General features: G+C 60.4%; 13 protein-coding genes and 1 riboswitch. Of the genes, 5 read left to right on the forward strand and 8 right to left on the reverse strand.

The window, feature by feature from the left end:
* Positions 1-120 precede the first annotated feature (120 nt).
* Entirely contained in the window at positions 121-1,863 is a 1,743-nt protein-coding gene (locus ACYBHZ_RS12550) for a serine protease (RefSeq protein WP_460274628.1), read from the forward strand.
* 79 nt (positions 1,864-1,942) lie between these two features.
* On the opposite strand, the gene ACYBHZ_RS12555 is transcribed toward ACYBHZ_RS12550, so the two are convergent.
* The 3 genes from ACYBHZ_RS12555 to metZ all read right to left on the reverse strand — a co-directional run bounded on the left by ACYBHZ_RS12555 (position 1,943) and on the right by metZ (position 5,859).
* Positions 1,943-3,391 (reverse strand): TrkH family potassium uptake protein, encoded by a 1,449-nt coding sequence (locus ACYBHZ_RS12555; protein WP_460274629.1) that lies wholly within the window; start codon positions 3,389-3,391, stop codon positions 1,943-1,945.
* Positions 3,392-3,482: 91 nt separating this feature from the next.
* Positions 3,483-4,598, reverse strand: coding sequence for a GTP cyclohydrolase FolE2 (gene folE2 / locus ACYBHZ_RS12560; RefSeq protein WP_460274630.1), 1,116 nt, complete (start codon positions 4,596-4,598; stop codon positions 3,483-3,485).
* 76 nt (positions 4,599-4,674) lie between these two features.
* On the reverse strand, positions 4,675-5,859 hold the full coding sequence (gene metZ, locus ACYBHZ_RS12565) for an O-succinylhomoserine sulfhydrylase (protein ID WP_460274631.1): 1,185 nt from the start codon (positions 5,857-5,859) through the stop codon (positions 4,675-4,677).
* Positions 5,860-5,932: 73 nt separating this feature from the next.
* A riboswitch (SAM riboswitch) is annotated at positions 5,933-6,011 on the reverse strand.
* Positions 6,012-6,256: 245 nt separating this feature from the next.
* Between metZ and ACYBHZ_RS12570 the strand changes: the two genes are divergently transcribed.
* Together ACYBHZ_RS12570 and ACYBHZ_RS12575 are read left to right on the forward strand one after the other, a co-directional pair.
* Positions 6,257-6,973, forward strand: a complete 717-nt coding sequence (locus ACYBHZ_RS12570; protein WP_460274632.1) for a glutathione S-transferase N-terminal domain-containing protein — start codon at positions 6,257-6,259, stop codon at positions 6,971-6,973.
* Entirely contained in the window at positions 6,970-8,091 is a 1,122-nt protein-coding gene (locus ACYBHZ_RS12575) for an alpha/beta hydrolase (RefSeq protein WP_460274633.1), read from the forward strand. The genes ACYBHZ_RS12570 and ACYBHZ_RS12575 overlap by 4 nt, the downstream gene beginning before the upstream one ends.
* 3 nt (positions 8,092-8,094) lie before the next feature.
* On the opposite strand, the gene ACYBHZ_RS12580 is transcribed toward ACYBHZ_RS12575, so the two are convergent.
* From ACYBHZ_RS12580 to ACYBHZ_RS12600, 5 genes are all read right to left on the reverse strand, one after another.
* Positions 8,095-8,724: an inner membrane-spanning protein YciB gene (locus ACYBHZ_RS12580; RefSeq protein WP_460274634.1), complete on the reverse strand. Its 630-nt coding sequence runs from the start codon at positions 8,722-8,724 to the stop codon at positions 8,095-8,097.
* 10 nt (positions 8,725-8,734) lie between these two features.
* A complete protein-coding gene (locus ACYBHZ_RS12585; protein ID WP_460274635.1) occupies positions 8,735-9,637 on the reverse strand; it encodes an EamA family transporter in 903 nt (300 codons plus the stop codon).
* Positions 9,638-9,809: 172 nt separating this feature from the next.
* Complete coding sequence (locus ACYBHZ_RS12590; RefSeq protein WP_460274636.1) at positions 9,810-10,241, reverse strand: GNAT family N-acetyltransferase; 432 nt, start codon at positions 10,239-10,241, stop codon at positions 9,810-9,812.
* The gene (ftsY, locus tag ACYBHZ_RS12595; protein ID WP_460274637.1) at positions 10,241-11,608 is read right to left on the reverse strand and encodes a signal recognition particle-docking protein FtsY; all 1,368 of its coding nucleotides are present in this window, start codon (positions 11,606-11,608) and stop codon (positions 10,241-10,243) included. The genes ACYBHZ_RS12590 and ftsY overlap by 1 nt, the downstream gene beginning before the upstream one ends.
* A gap of 63 nt (positions 11,609-11,671) precedes the next feature.
* Positions 11,672-12,289, reverse strand: a complete 618-nt coding sequence (locus ACYBHZ_RS12600; protein ID WP_460274638.1) for a lysoplasmalogenase family protein — start codon at positions 12,287-12,289, stop codon at positions 11,672-11,674.
* A gap of 85 nt (positions 12,290-12,374) precedes the next feature.
* Here ACYBHZ_RS12600 and ACYBHZ_RS12605 point away from each other — a divergent pair, with 85 nt between their 5' ends.
* Together ACYBHZ_RS12605 and ACYBHZ_RS12610 are read left to right on the forward strand one after the other, a co-directional pair.
* Positions 12,375-13,427, forward strand: coding sequence for an alkane 1-monooxygenase (locus ACYBHZ_RS12605; RefSeq protein WP_460274639.1), 1,053 nt, complete (start codon positions 12,375-12,377; stop codon positions 13,425-13,427).
* 52 nt (positions 13,428-13,479) lie between these two features.
* On the forward strand, positions 13,480-13,869 hold the full coding sequence (locus ACYBHZ_RS12610; RefSeq protein ID WP_460274640.1) for a hypothetical protein: 390 nt from the start codon (positions 13,480-13,482) through the stop codon (positions 13,867-13,869).
* Positions 13,870-13,920 lie beyond the last annotated feature (51 nt).

Genomic DNA, 13,920 nt, shown 5'->3' on the forward strand with positions numbered 1-13,920 from the left:
CACAACCCCGCCATTTGCACGGCGCGCAGCGCGCTTGATGTTGACCTTGCCGCCAAACCTGTTTTCTTAAGCCGCAATATAAGGGCCGAAGGTCCGCATGACAGGATGTAAAGGGTTTTCATGAAAAGGTATCTCGCCGTTGCCCCGCTCGGGGTCGCCGCCACGTTGTTTCTCACCACGGCGCTGCACGCCGAACAGTGGATTCAGATCGAAGCGCAACCGTCCCTGACAGAGGCAACAGAGGCCGCGCGCGGATATGCCGGGCGCTTGCCGAATGTGGTCGGGTTCGAACTGCCGGGCCGCTGGAACGCCATTGCGCTCGGCCCCTACGCGACCGAAGCCGAAGCCGAAGCCGCACGCCGCACGCTCCGCGCCCAAGGGTTGATCCCCGGCGACAGCTATCTCTCCGACGGCGCCCAATACCGCCAGCCCTTCTGGCCGGTGGGCGCAACGCTTTCCACCCTGCCCGCAGCTGACACGTCGGTTACTGAGGCCCCCGCAACCGATGTGATCGACGCGGCAATGACGCCTATGGAGCTTCCGGACGAGAGCCCCGCCGAGGCCCGCGCCTCCGAGCGCGATCTGACCCGGACCGAACGCGAAGACCTTCAGGTCGCGCTGAAATTCGCGGGCGTCTATTCCTCCGGCATTGATGGCGCGTTCGGTCCCGGCACCCGCCGCGCCATGTCCGACTGGCAGGCGATGAACGGCTATGAAATCACGGGCGTCCTGACCACGCGCCAACGCACAGAGGTGCTCGCCGCCTACCGCACGGTCGTGGACAGTCTTGGCCTCAAACCCGTGACGGATGACGTCGCCGGGATTTCGATCACCTTGCCGATGGGCATGGTCGCCTTCGACAGCTACACGCCCCCCTTCGCGAAATACAAAGCCACGGACGGCTCCGGCGTGCAGGTTCTGCTGATTTCCCAGACCGGCGACGAGGCCACTTTGGGCGGGCTTTATGAAATAATGCAAACGCTTGAGATCGTTCCGATGGACGGGCCACGCTCGCGCAGCGGCAACAGCTTCTCACTCACTGGCACCAATTCGCAGATCACCTCGCACACCGAGGCCAAGCTGGTGAATGGCACGGTCAAGGGCTGGACCCTGATCTGGCCGACCGGGGATGAGACCCGGCATCAAATGGCGCTCGACGCGATGAAGACCTCTTTCGCGACGCTCGACGGCGTGTTGCCCGATGCCTATGGCGACGGCGCGGTGCAGGACATCGACCTGATGGCCGGTCTGGACATTCGTCGCCCGGAAAAAGCGGGTTCCGGCTTTTACGTTGATGACAAAGGCACGGTCCTGACCTCAGCCGATCTCGTCGGCAGCTGCGCCAAGATCACCATTGATGACGGCTATGAGGCCAACGTCTCCGCCACCGAAGACGGCATGGCGCTTTTGACCCCATCTGAGGCGCTCGCCCCGCTTGGCGTCGCCAAATTCGACAGCCACATGCCGCGCCTTCAGTCCGAAGTGTCGGTCTCCGGCTACGCTTACGCCGGTCGCCTCGACGCGCCGACGCTGAACTATGGCCTCATGGCAGAGCACAAAGGGCTGTCGGGCGAAGATGACCTGCTCCGCCTCGCGATGACGACACTTCCGGGCGAAGCGGGCGGACCGCTTTTGAACAGCTCGGGCGCCGTGATCGGCATGCTGGCCGCCAAAGACGCCATCCCCGAAGCGCAGGCCCGCAGCCTGCCCGAGGATGTCGCTTTTGCCTATGACATGGAGAAGATCGCCGGCTTCCTGTCCGACAACGGCGTGACCGTATCCGCCTCGGACAGCACCACGCCGGACGCCGATCTGGTCAGCATTGGTCGTGATCTGACGGTTCTGGTGAGCTGCTGGAACTAAGCCCTTATCGGCACTGCAAAATCAAAACCCCGCGCAGTTTTCGCTGCGCGGGGTTTTGCGTTCATGTTTCAGGGCGGGATCAGGCGCGCCAGAATCGGATGGTAAACAGTGCAAACACCGACATAACCTCAAGCCGTCCGATCAGCATGGCGATGGCGAGAATCCACTTCGCGATCGGATTCACCGTCTCGAAATTCCCCGACGGCCCGATGATATCGCCCAGCCCCGGCCCGACACAGGCCAACGCCGTGGCCGCTCCCGAAATCGCGGTGATGAAATCAAGCCCGGTGGCAGCCAAGAGCACCGAGGTCACGCCAAGCGTCACGATGAAAAACGAGAAGAACGCCATCACGGAAGACAGCACATCTTCGGTCACCGGATGGCCTTGATAGCGGGGGGTGAATACCCCGTTTGGGCTCAGGATGCGGCGGATTTGCACGCGCATGGAGGCCCAGAGGAGCTGATAGCGGAACACTTTGACCGAACAGGCCGTCGAGCCAGCGCAGCCGCCGATCAGCCCGATGAAGAAGAACGCCACTGCGGGGAACGCGCCCCAGAGTTGATAGTCCGTCGAGGCATAGCCCGTTCCCGAGATGATCGAGGAGACATTGAACAGGCCTTCGCGGAAGGAATGTTCGAAATGGTCTTGGTTGACCACAAGCCGATAGACCGAGAACGCCAGCGTCAAACCAAAGATAATGATGAGATAGGCGTGAATTTGTGTATCGCGCCAGAACGGCTTCGCCGTCCCTGCCAAAAGCTGCACATAGCGCACGAAGGGCAGGCTCGCGAGGATCATGAAGAAAGACGACACATATTCGGCAGGCCCCTGAAAGGCCCCGAAAGACGCGTCACGCGTGGAGAATCCTCCGGTTGAAAGCGTCGTCAACGCGTGGTTCACCGCATCGAAAACACTCATGCCGACAAGGAGGTAGCCAAAGAAACAGGCAAATGTCAGCGCGAGGTAGATCACCGAAATCCGGGCGGCGATCTCCCCCGCACGCGGCAAGACCTTGCCATCGGTCTCAAACGCTTCTGAGCGGAACACCTGCATGCCGCCCACTTTGAGTTCAGGCAAGAAGACCATCGCGACCACAATGATCCCCACGCCGCCGAACCATTGCAGCATCGAGCGCCAGAGCAAGATGCCCGCCGGCAGATCATCGAGACCGGAGAACACCGTCGAGCCGGTGGTGGTCACCCCCGACATGGCCTCGAAAAACGCATCGGTCAGAGAGGCCTCTGTCGCGCCGAGCATAAAGGGAATGCCGCCGAACAGCGGCAGGATCAGCCAGATCAGCGAGGTCAAAAGGAACATCTGACGAATCGAGAGGCCCTGCTGCTGGCCGTTCTGGGTCGCCAGCGCCATACCCACGCCGCAGAGGAAGGTGAACACGCCCGCCATCAGGAAGACGTCCCACTCCCCTGTGCCCATGGCAAGGTCCAACGCCATAGGAATGACCATCGTCAGACCGAGCAGGCCGACAAGTGTTCCGATCACATATACTACTGGCCGTAAATCCGTCATGGTGCCAAGGCTTGGCCGCAGCGCGCGGACAAGTCAAGCGCGCCTTTCGACCATTGTGACGTCATCACGTCGCAATCAGATGGCGGAGCCGTCAGCCGACATGGAACAGCGTCGAAAACAATTTCGGATCAAGGCTTTGCGCTGCGAAGGTCTCGCCTTCCGTCAGGACCGAAACCGCATCGTGGGAATGCAGGCTTTCCTGATGGCTCGCGACAACACGGAAATCGCCCACGCGGCGGTCGTTTTCCAACGCTTCGGCAAAGAGCCGTGCCGCGTCTTCCACGAAAATCGGATTGGCCGCGTTCAGCTCCGCAAAGGCCTGTTCGTCCTCGCGTTTCACCATGACCTGCGTCTCAGTGGGGATCGCCTTGCGGCACAGATCGATCAAGTCTTCGAACCAGAGCGTGTCCGGCTGGTTCCTCACCTCGACCGAAATCCGCGCCACGGATCGCTGCGAATGCGGCGTGGCCAGCTGATGCCGTGTCCGGCGGGCATGTTCGGAAAGTTCAAGAGAACAGGGGCAAGTGGAGCTATACACATAGTCCAGATGCATGATTTCTGTCATCTCACCGCCCTGCTCTACAAGCTCCAGCGCGATGTCGTAATACTGATAGCCCTCAAGCCCGGATCGCAGGGACTGGCGTTTCACCGGGAAGGAAAAGCGCATCTGGATACGAGCGTCAAAACTGTCGAGATCGCTTTGATAGTCGCGCAGGGCGGCTTGGATCACGTCGAAGGAAAAGCTGCGTTCCGCGTGTTTGTAGAAGGAGCGCATGATGCGGGACATGTTGATGCCCTTCTTCTCCGCCTCCAACGACACGGTGCCCGTGACGGAGGTTTCAAGCGTCAGATCGCCCCCGCCATTCAAGCTGTCGCGGGTCCGGAACCGGATCGGCAGGCGGAAGTTCGAGATGCCCACATGCTGGATTTGCCGCTTGGCCCCTTTGATCAGGCTTTCCGGCCCGTTCTGCAGGTCTGGCAGGCCTTCCTTATAGGCTTCGGACACCTCGAAATCCTCGGGATAGGCGCGGCGCAGTGCCGGGTAGTTGGCGTAATCATCCGCCTCGGGCAAAAGCCGCGCGATGGCCGGATCAAGCTCGGCCACCTCTGTCGGCGTCGCACGGGACGCCCAGTCGCGCAGCGTCGCAAGAGCGGCCTCGGCGGCCGCCCTGTCGTCTTTGTCGAGATCGCTCGGGTGCATGTTCATCCGCAGTGCCCTTCCTTTTGCCTCCATATAGGAGGTTTTGGCGTTTTTACCAATACGAAGGAAACTTGCGTATGGATCAAACAGCTTCGAGCGCGTTCAGAATATCCGCGATAATATCGTCGGTATCCTCAAGCCCCATCGACAGGCGCACCAGCCCGTCCGTCAAGCCAAGCTCCGGACGTTTCTCCACCGGCACGTTCTTGTGCGTGGTGGTGCAGGGGTGCGTTGCGATGGATTTCGCATCGGCGAAGTTGTTCGACAGCGTGAAGACTTCGAGCGCATTGAGGAATTTAAACGCCGCCTCCTTGCCGCCTTTGAGATCGACGGTGATCACGGTGCCCGCGGCCTCGGATTGCGCGGTGGCAAGCGCGTATTGCGGGTGCGATTTGTAAGACGGATAGCGCACAGAGGCGAGTGCCGGATGCCCGTCGAGCGCCTCGCAGAGCTTCATCGCGGTCGCCGCCTGTTGCCGCACGCGCAGATCGAGCGTGTCGAGCGACTTGAGCTGAATCCACGCGTTGAACGGAGAGATCGCCCCGCCCGTGTGCTTGATATACATTTCCACCGGACCACGGATCAGCTCCTTGTCGCCCGCGATGATCCCGCCGAGGCAACGCCCCTGCCCGTCCACATGTTTCGTCGTGGAATAGATGATCAGATCGGCGCCGCACTCCTTGGCATAGGAGAAGATCGGCGTGCACATGGCGTTGTCCACGACGACGAGAGCGCCGACGGCGTGGGCCAGTTCGGAAACGGCCTTGAGATCGATCACTTCCAGCGTCGGGTTGGAGATGGTTTCAAGGAACACCGCTTTGGTGTCGGGCCGGATCGCGGCCTTCCATTCGTCCAAATCCTTGCCATCGACCAGCGTCGTCTCGACGCCGAATTTCGGCAGCACTTCGGTCACGATGTAAAGACAGGAGCCGAACAGCGCTTTGGAGGACACGAGGTGATCACCCGCTTTCAGGACCGACATCAGAGCACCCGCGACGGCGGCCATCCCGGAGGCGGTCGCAAAGGCGTCTTCACAGCCCTCGATCGCAGCCATCCGGTCTTCGAACATCCGGGTCGTCGGGTTGCCGTAACGCGCGTAGATGAATTCATCCTCGCCCTGATCGACGAACCGCGCTTCGGCCGCCTCGGCGGTGTCATAGACAAAGCCCTGCGTCAGGAACAAAGCTTCGGACACTTCGCCATATTGCGAGCGACGCACGCCGTCGTGGATCAGTTTCGTCCGGGTTTTCCAGTTTTCTTTCGCCATCGTCGCGATCCTTTCGCCAAACAAAAAGCCCCCTCTCGATCAAGAGCGGGGGCACGGCGGGTCCTCAGCAACCCAGTGTCTCGTCCTGACCTCTTTAGCGGTTTGTTTATCGTGGCCCGCAATCCGGAGAACAAATCGCCACATGCGCGGTGGGGTACAAATCCTGCGACATTCTGTCAAGACGATGGCCACAACGAACGCCCTCGTTCACAAAGATTTACCCCGCCTATCGCAGCATCGTGACAAAGCGCGCGGCTTATCGCGCCCCACAGCTATACCTGCCGCCCAAGTTCACGATTGCGTGCGCAAGAATCTGTCGCTTCTCCCTTGTCCTTTCCGAATAAAGCGTCATCCTGATCCACATCCGATTTGCGGATGACTCACGGACACCAGAGAGATGATCGACACTCCCATCACGCTTTATTACTGGCCAACGCCGAATGGCTGGAAGATTTCCATCGCGCTCGAAGAGATGGATCTGCCCTACGAAGTGAAACTTGTGAATATCGGCAAAGGCGAACAATTTGCCCCCGATTTTCTCAAAATCTCGCCGAACAATCGCATGCCCGCGATCGTGGACCCGGAAGGCCCCGGCGGTCGACCGATCTCGATCTTCGAGTCCGGGGCAATCCTGCAATATCTCGCCCGCAAAACCGGCCAGTTCTATGGCGGTGGCGAGCGTGACCGCACCTCTGTCGATCAGTGGCTGATGTGGCAAATGGGGGGCCTCGGCCCGATGGCAGGTCAAGCGCACCATTTTCTGAGCTATGCGCCCAACATGGAACCGCCGAACGACATCCCCTATGCCAAGGACCGCTACCGCAACGAGGTGACCCGTCTCTACGGCGTGCTCGACCGTCGGCTGGCCGAAGAGGAATTCGTCGCGGGCGACTTTTACTCCATCGCCGATATGGCGATCTGGCCTTGGGCGTCGCTGTGGGAGAAGCAGGAGCAAACACTCGATGACAAACCGCATCTGGCGCGTTGGATCGAACGGATCGGTTCGCGCAGCGCGGTGAAACGAGGCCGCGCTCTCGCGGCTGAGAAGCGCAAAGATGTTGGTCAGGACAAAGAAGCGCAAAAAGTCCTTTTTGGCCAAGGGGATAAAAAGTGATTCTAACCCGGCGGGAGATGGTTCTCGGTGTGGGGGCGCTGACGCTGAGCGGCTGCTCCATCCCGCAGATGACCATCCCGCCGGATGTTACCGACATAGAGGTTTCCCGGCGTCAGGATCTTTTGGTTGTGACCAACCGGCACGTCTCGCAGACGCAGGGGATCGAGTTCGACAGCCTGCGCTCTGACACGACCTTCTATTGCGATTACGGCATTTCCGTCCCGCCGGATCGCAATCCCGGCCAGTTTTCCTTTCCAAAAGCAAAGCTTGATCCGAACACGCAATTCTTTGTCGATGAGACAACCCATTTCGCCGATCAACGCGGGTTTCTGGACCGCCTGAACCAGCGCGTGCGGGAGCAGCCCGTTGGGGAACGCAATGTCGTTCTCTTCGTGCACGGCTACAACGTCTCCTACCCCGGCGCCGTGTTCCGCGCCGCTCAGATCGCCACCGACTTTGCCATCACTCAACCCATGGTGCTGTTCTCATGGCCCTCGGCAGGACGGCTCTCGCGCTATGCCTATGACCGAGATTCCGTACTCTATGCCCGCTCGGCGCTCGCACAGACCTTGCAGCTCTTGTGCAAAAGCCAAGCCGAGAACATCATGATCATGGGGCATTCCATGGGCGGTCTGCTGGTGATGGAGGCGATCAAACGGCTGGCGCTTGAAGGCGACCGCAAAACCCTCGACCGTCTGGTCGGTGTGGTACTCGTGCAGCCGGACATCGACGTCGATCTCTTCCGGCGTCAGGTTGAGGACATCCGGCCCTATAACGTGGACTTGGCGGTGTTTGCCTCCCGCCGCGACCGGGCGCTCAAGATCTCTGCTGTGCTGACCGGCGGACACCCGCGTGTCGGAGAGGCGGCGAATATCGAGGAGTTGCGCAACCTTGGCGTGGTGGTCATTGACACATCCGGCGCCCCCAAGGGCGACCCATTGGGCCACGCCTCGCTGATGCATTCGCCCGCGCTTTTGTCGATGATTTCCTCGGGAGAGCTGGTGAACCAGATTGTCGCGGGCTCACCGGGGCAGGACATCCTGATCAGCGGTCTTTCCATGACCAGCAATGCGGCCCTCGCGATTGCCTACCTGCCCTACACGATTGCCGGAAACTGAAGCTTACTCTGCGGCATCCTTGTCGGCGTCTTTCTCTTCGGTCGAGTGACGCGCCATCAGGCCGGACTGGCTCATGAAAAACGCCAACATCGCAATCGGCAGACCAAAGGTTTTGAACTTCACCCATGTGTCCGTGGTCATCGTCCGCCAGATCGCCTCGTTGGCGACCGCGAGGCCGAAGAAGAACAGCATCATACGAAATTCAAGCTTGCGCCAGCCTTCCGCGTCCAAGGGCATGACATCGCCAAGCACCAGTGAAAGATAGCTTTTAGAGCGCAGGAGACCAACGCCGAGAATGCCGCCGAACATGATGTAAATCATCGTCGGCTTCATCTTGAAGAACCGCTCGTCGTTGAGCCAGATCGTCAGCCCGCCAAACACAACGACCAGCACCAGCGTCATGATCTGCATCGCCGACAGCTTGCCGGTGAGTTTCCAAAGCGCCAGCGTCGAGAGCGCCAGAAGCGGAATGAACACCGCCGTCATGACGATAAACCCGGAATACTCCGCGCCCCCGATCATAAACGTATGATCCCGAAGCGCGATATAACCCGCGAAGAACGCAAGGATCGGCCCCATTTCCAAAGCGGGTTTGACCCAGGGTTTGAGCTGTTTCTCAGATTGATCGGACATGCGTTTCCTCTTAGCCACCCATCTCAACTATGACCGCGCCAACGGCAATCAAGGCCATGAGGGACAATCTTCTCGGCCCCACCTTTTCGCCCAGCACGATCCAACCGATCAATGCCGCAAAAACGGTGGAGGTTTCGCGGAGAACAGCGGCCTCGCCGACATTGTCGAGCCGGGTCGCCAGCATGATGCAGCCAAAGGAGAAATAGGCGACGATCCCGCCGAAAAAGCCTTTGACCGCGAGCGGACCTAGATCGGGTTTATAGGTCATATTGCGATAGCGCAGGAAGGCCACGACCGGCATCACAAGCCCGTCGAGGAAGAAGAACCACGCCAGAAAGGTGAACGGATCGGCCGTGGCGCGAATGCCGTAAGCGTCATAGGTGGTGTAGAGCGCCACGAACCCGCCTGTCAGCACGGCCAGCATCAAAGCGGGCACCATGGTCTCGCGCCCGACCGTAATCGTCCGCAGATTGTAAACCGCCAGCCCGAAGATGCCGGAGATCAGCACCAGCACGCCGAGCCATTGCACCAAAGTGAAATGCTCACCAAAGACAAAGCCTGCCCCGATGACCGCAAAGAGCGGGCCGGAGCCGCGCACCACCGGGTAAACCACGGTGTAAGCGCCCTTGGTGTAGGTGTAGCCCTGCGCGATCTTATAGCCCAAGTGGATCAGGAACATGCCAAGGAAGATGATCCACATATGCGGCTCGGGCCACGGCACGACGAAAAGCGCAAAGGGCGCGGCCATCAGCCCGTAGAAGAAATCCATCGCCCCACGTGAAAGCCACGGGTCATGCCGCCCCTTCTGAAGCGCACCAAACAGCGCATGCAGGAAGGCCGCCATCAGCGCCAGAATAAGCGCCGCGTGGTGGCCCGTTTCGGTGCCTTCAAGGGACAGAATAAAATCGCTCATGGCCCTCTGCTATCCGTCGCCCGGAAACAAGTCCAGAGCGTGAAAACGCACAACGTCCCTGCACAGCGCTCAAGAAGAGTGTTCGCGCAGAGGCCGCTCCAAGCGTCTCAACGCCAAAGACAGGCCCATCGTATCAAAAGCTACGGCAACGCAACCAGCGCACTGTCCTTGATCAGGCGGCGCGGGGGCCGTCGGATTTCATGAAACCGGGCATCTCGGAATAGGGATTCGGCACCAACATGCCGTCCGTTGCCTCGATGAACGCATAGGCCGGATCAAGATATCCGGCGGTGATCAGCGCTTCTTCCAGCGTGCGGATCACGAAATCCGTGCGGTATTCCGGCAAAACCCCCATGCCCCAGATGCGCGCGGGACGGTCCTCGCGCTCCGGGTCAACGACCAGCATCGCCGTACCGACAAGGCGAGATCCGTCCACGATCACCATTTCGGAATAGAGCTCGCGATCATCGGGCCAGTCTTCGCCGGTTTCATCCGGGCAGACCGGATGATCGAAGAACAGATCATGCATGGCTTCACGCCGGGCCACAGGGTCGCCCCCCGACACCCAGCTGTTCGGGCCGATTGCGTGCAGAATTTCGAGCATCAAACCTCCAGACCCATCAGGGCCGCGGCAAATTCCTCGGGATCGAAGGGCGCGAGATCATCGATCTTCTCGCCCACGCCAATGGCATGGATCGGCAAGCCGAATTTATCGGCCAGGCTCACCAGAACGCCACCGCGCGCGGTCCCGTCAAGTTTCGTCATCACGAGGCCGGAGACATCCGCGAGTTTCTGGAAGGTCTCGACCTGCGAAATCGCGTTCTGCCCTGTCGTGGCGTCGAGCACAAGCAAAGTGTTATGCGGCGCGCTTTCGTCTTTCTTGCGGATCACCCGGACGATCTTGGCCAGTTCTTCCATGAGATCCTGACGGTTCTGCAAGCGCCCCGCCGTGTCGATCATCAAAAGATCAGCCCCGCTCTCCTGCGCCTTGGTCATCGCGTCGAACGCAAGGCTCGCCGGATCAGAGCCTTCGGGTGCGGTCAGAACGGGCACGCCAGCGCGGTCGCCCCAGACCTGCAATTGCTCAACGGCGGCCGCACGGAACGTATCGCCCGCAGCGATCACGACGGATTTGCCCGCCGCTTTGAATTGCGAAGCAAGCTTGCCGATGGTCGTCGTCTTGCCGGAGCCATTGACGCCCACGACCAAAACCACCTGCGGCGTTTTGGGATAGAGCGGCATGGGTTTCGCAACAGGTTCCATGATCCGCGCCACTTCGCGCGCCATGAGCCTTTTAATTTCTTCGACCGAGAGCTTCTTGCCAAAGCGCCCTTCGGCCATGGCCGCAGTCACACGCATGGAGGTCTCGACGCCCATATCGGCGGTGATCAACAGCTCTTCGAGCTGCTCCAGCATGTCATCGTCAAGCACCCGGCGGGTGACGGTCTTTTGATCCTTGCGGCCCAGAAGGCGACCGAGGAACCCCGGTTTGACCGGCTCTGCGGGCGCTTCGACCACATCCTCGACCGGGATTTCCGTCGGCATTTCGACAGGCATCTCGGCAGGTTGCTCGACGGGCATTTCCACAGGCGTGGGCGTCACATCAGGCGCAGGCGCAGCGGGCATTTCCTGCGGCACATCGACCGGAATTTCTTCTGGCGTCGGTTCTGGTGTCGGCTCGGGCGTAATTTCCGGCTCAGGCTGAGGTTCCGTTTCGGGCTCAGGCACGATCTCCGGCACGACATCCGGTTCAGGCGCAGGGATCGGCTCGGGTTCCGGAACCGGTTCAGGCGCAGGTTCAGGGGTCACCTCAGGCGCGGAAGGCTCTGCGGCAGCAGCCGCGACCTCTTCGGCAAAGGCCTCATCGGCCCCGCTTTCCTCGCCACCATCCTCGACAATGGCTTCCAACCCCTCGTCGATCTTCGACGAGGATTTCATCAGACGGGATTTAAGTTTCGAAAAAAGCGACATTGGGCCTCCGTTCCTTCGTCACTTAATGAGTCTCTCCCCAAGAAGAAAGCCCCCAGCGCACGCTCAAAGGACAAAGGCGCCAAGGATCAGCGCCTGTGCCACAACATAAAGCATCCAAAGCACATATCCCGCCACACGGTCTAATGTCCCGGCACCGCTCAGGCGAAAGCGTTGCAGCGCGAGGATCAGATCGGAGAGGACAAAGGCCATCGCCCCTAAACTGGCGAGCCGCAACGGCGCAGGCAGATTGACCGCAGCCACCGCCATGACGCAGATCAGGATGACATAGAGACGCACCGGATTTTTGAGCACCCCCGTGTGGGGCACGAGCCAAACCTCTGTGGAGAGGGCCAACAACAGGAATGGCGCGACAGTCCAGAGCGCAAAGCCCTCCAGATGCACAGCAAAGAGAATGATGTAGCACAGGTGCGCCAGCGCAAATCCAATGAGCCCCATCAAAAACGCCCGCTCTCCCGGACGCGACAGCGCCCAGTCGCCGAAGGCCGACAAAGCCAGCCCCAGAATCAAAAGCGCAGGCAATCCCGCGAACACGGCTATCAAGGAGAGGCAGAGAACCGGCGCAGCCTTGATCCCACTGCGCCACATTCCCGGCTCCCGCGCTGTGAGCGGCAGATACGCCAGTGCCGTCATCCCCGCGATGCTCATCAGCACCATATCCATTCCGCCCTCCCATTTGTCGCAGTTTTCGCTTTTGCAGGACGAAATCCCACTGTCTATAGTCACCTTAATCGAAAGAGGCCCCACGATGCAGAAAACCACGCATATCGTTCGCTTTTTTGCCGTAACGACATTGGCCCCCGTCGGACTTCTCGCGCTTGGCGCGCTGTTTGGCGGACTTTGGGCCGTGGCGGCGTTTCTCTACATGACGGCTCTGGCCTATTCGCTCGACCAACTCGTGGCGCTGGCCTGCGACCCGGAAAACCCGGAAGCCGAATTTCCCGACGCCAATGCGCTCTCAACGGTTCTGGCGCTCTCGCATTTCGCGCTTCTGCCGCTCGCGGTCTGGGCGCTCTCGAACGGGCAGCATGTCTGGTGGGAGCGCCTGTTCATCTTTTTCGGCATGGGGCTGTTCTTCGGGCAAGTCTCGAACTCCAACGCCCATGAAATGGTGCACCGTTCTGATCGGATGCTCCGCCGCCTTGGCACATGGGTCTATATCACGCTCTTGTTCGGCCATCACGCCACCGCCCATGTCCGTGTCCACCACCGCTATGCCGCCTCTCCGCAAGACCCCAACTCCGCACCTCTCGGCATGAGCTATTATCGGTTCCTGCCGCGCGCATGGTTTGGATCGTTCCGCGCTGGTCTGCGCGAGGAAAACGCGATGCGCGCGCGGGCAAGCTCCACCGATCTGCACCCCTATGCGCTCTATGTCGGCGGCGCTTTGGCCTGTATCACCCTCGCCTTCCTGATCGGCGGCTTTCTCGGCGTTTTCAAATATATCCTGCTGGCGGGATACGCCTCCGCCCAGCTCATGCTGTCCGATTACGTCCAGCATTACGGGCTGCGCCGCCGCGAAATCTCGGACGGGAAATATGAACCCGTCGGCCCGGCCCATAGCTGGAACAGCCCGCAATGGTTCACCTCTCTGCTGATGCTGAACGCCCCGCGCCATTCCGATCACCACGCGCACCCGATGAAGCCCTATCCGGCGCTGGAGATCACCGAGGAGATGCCGCAACTGCCGCGTTCCTTGCCTGCGATGGCGACGCTCGCGCTGATCCCGCCTTTGTGGCGCAAGGTGATGGACCCGCGCGTTGAACGCCTCACGGCGCAGTCACAAGAGGTCGAAGCATGACCTATTCAGAACGTGAATGGTGCGAGACAGTCTCCCGTGCCAAGGTTTCCCTATGACGAGTCGCCTGTTCCTTCTCCTATCTCTGTTCGCGGCCCCTTTGGCTGCTGACCCGCTCACCGGCGCTGAATTCGACGCCTATGCCACGGGCAAAACCCTGACCTTCGCGGAAGACGGGCAGCCCTATGGCGCAGAGCAATACCTCCCGAACAACCGCGTTCGTTGGGCCTTCGATGAGGACACCTGCAAGGAAGGCATCTGGTACGAGCAGGGCCAGAACATCTGTTTCGTCTATGAGGACGGGTTCGCCCCGCAGTGCTGGCAGTTTTTTATTGAGAGCGACAAGCTCAAGGCCGTGTTTCAGGGCGACAGCGGCACCGAGCTTTACGAGGCCTGGGCCTCGGATGGGCCGCTCGCCTGCATGGGGCCAGAGGTCGGGGTTTGATCCAGACATCGCAGGCCCTCGTCGTCGCGCCTTTGCCCCGACGCACGTTCA

It is taken from the genome of Celeribacter sp. ULVN23_4, assembly GCF_054788345.1.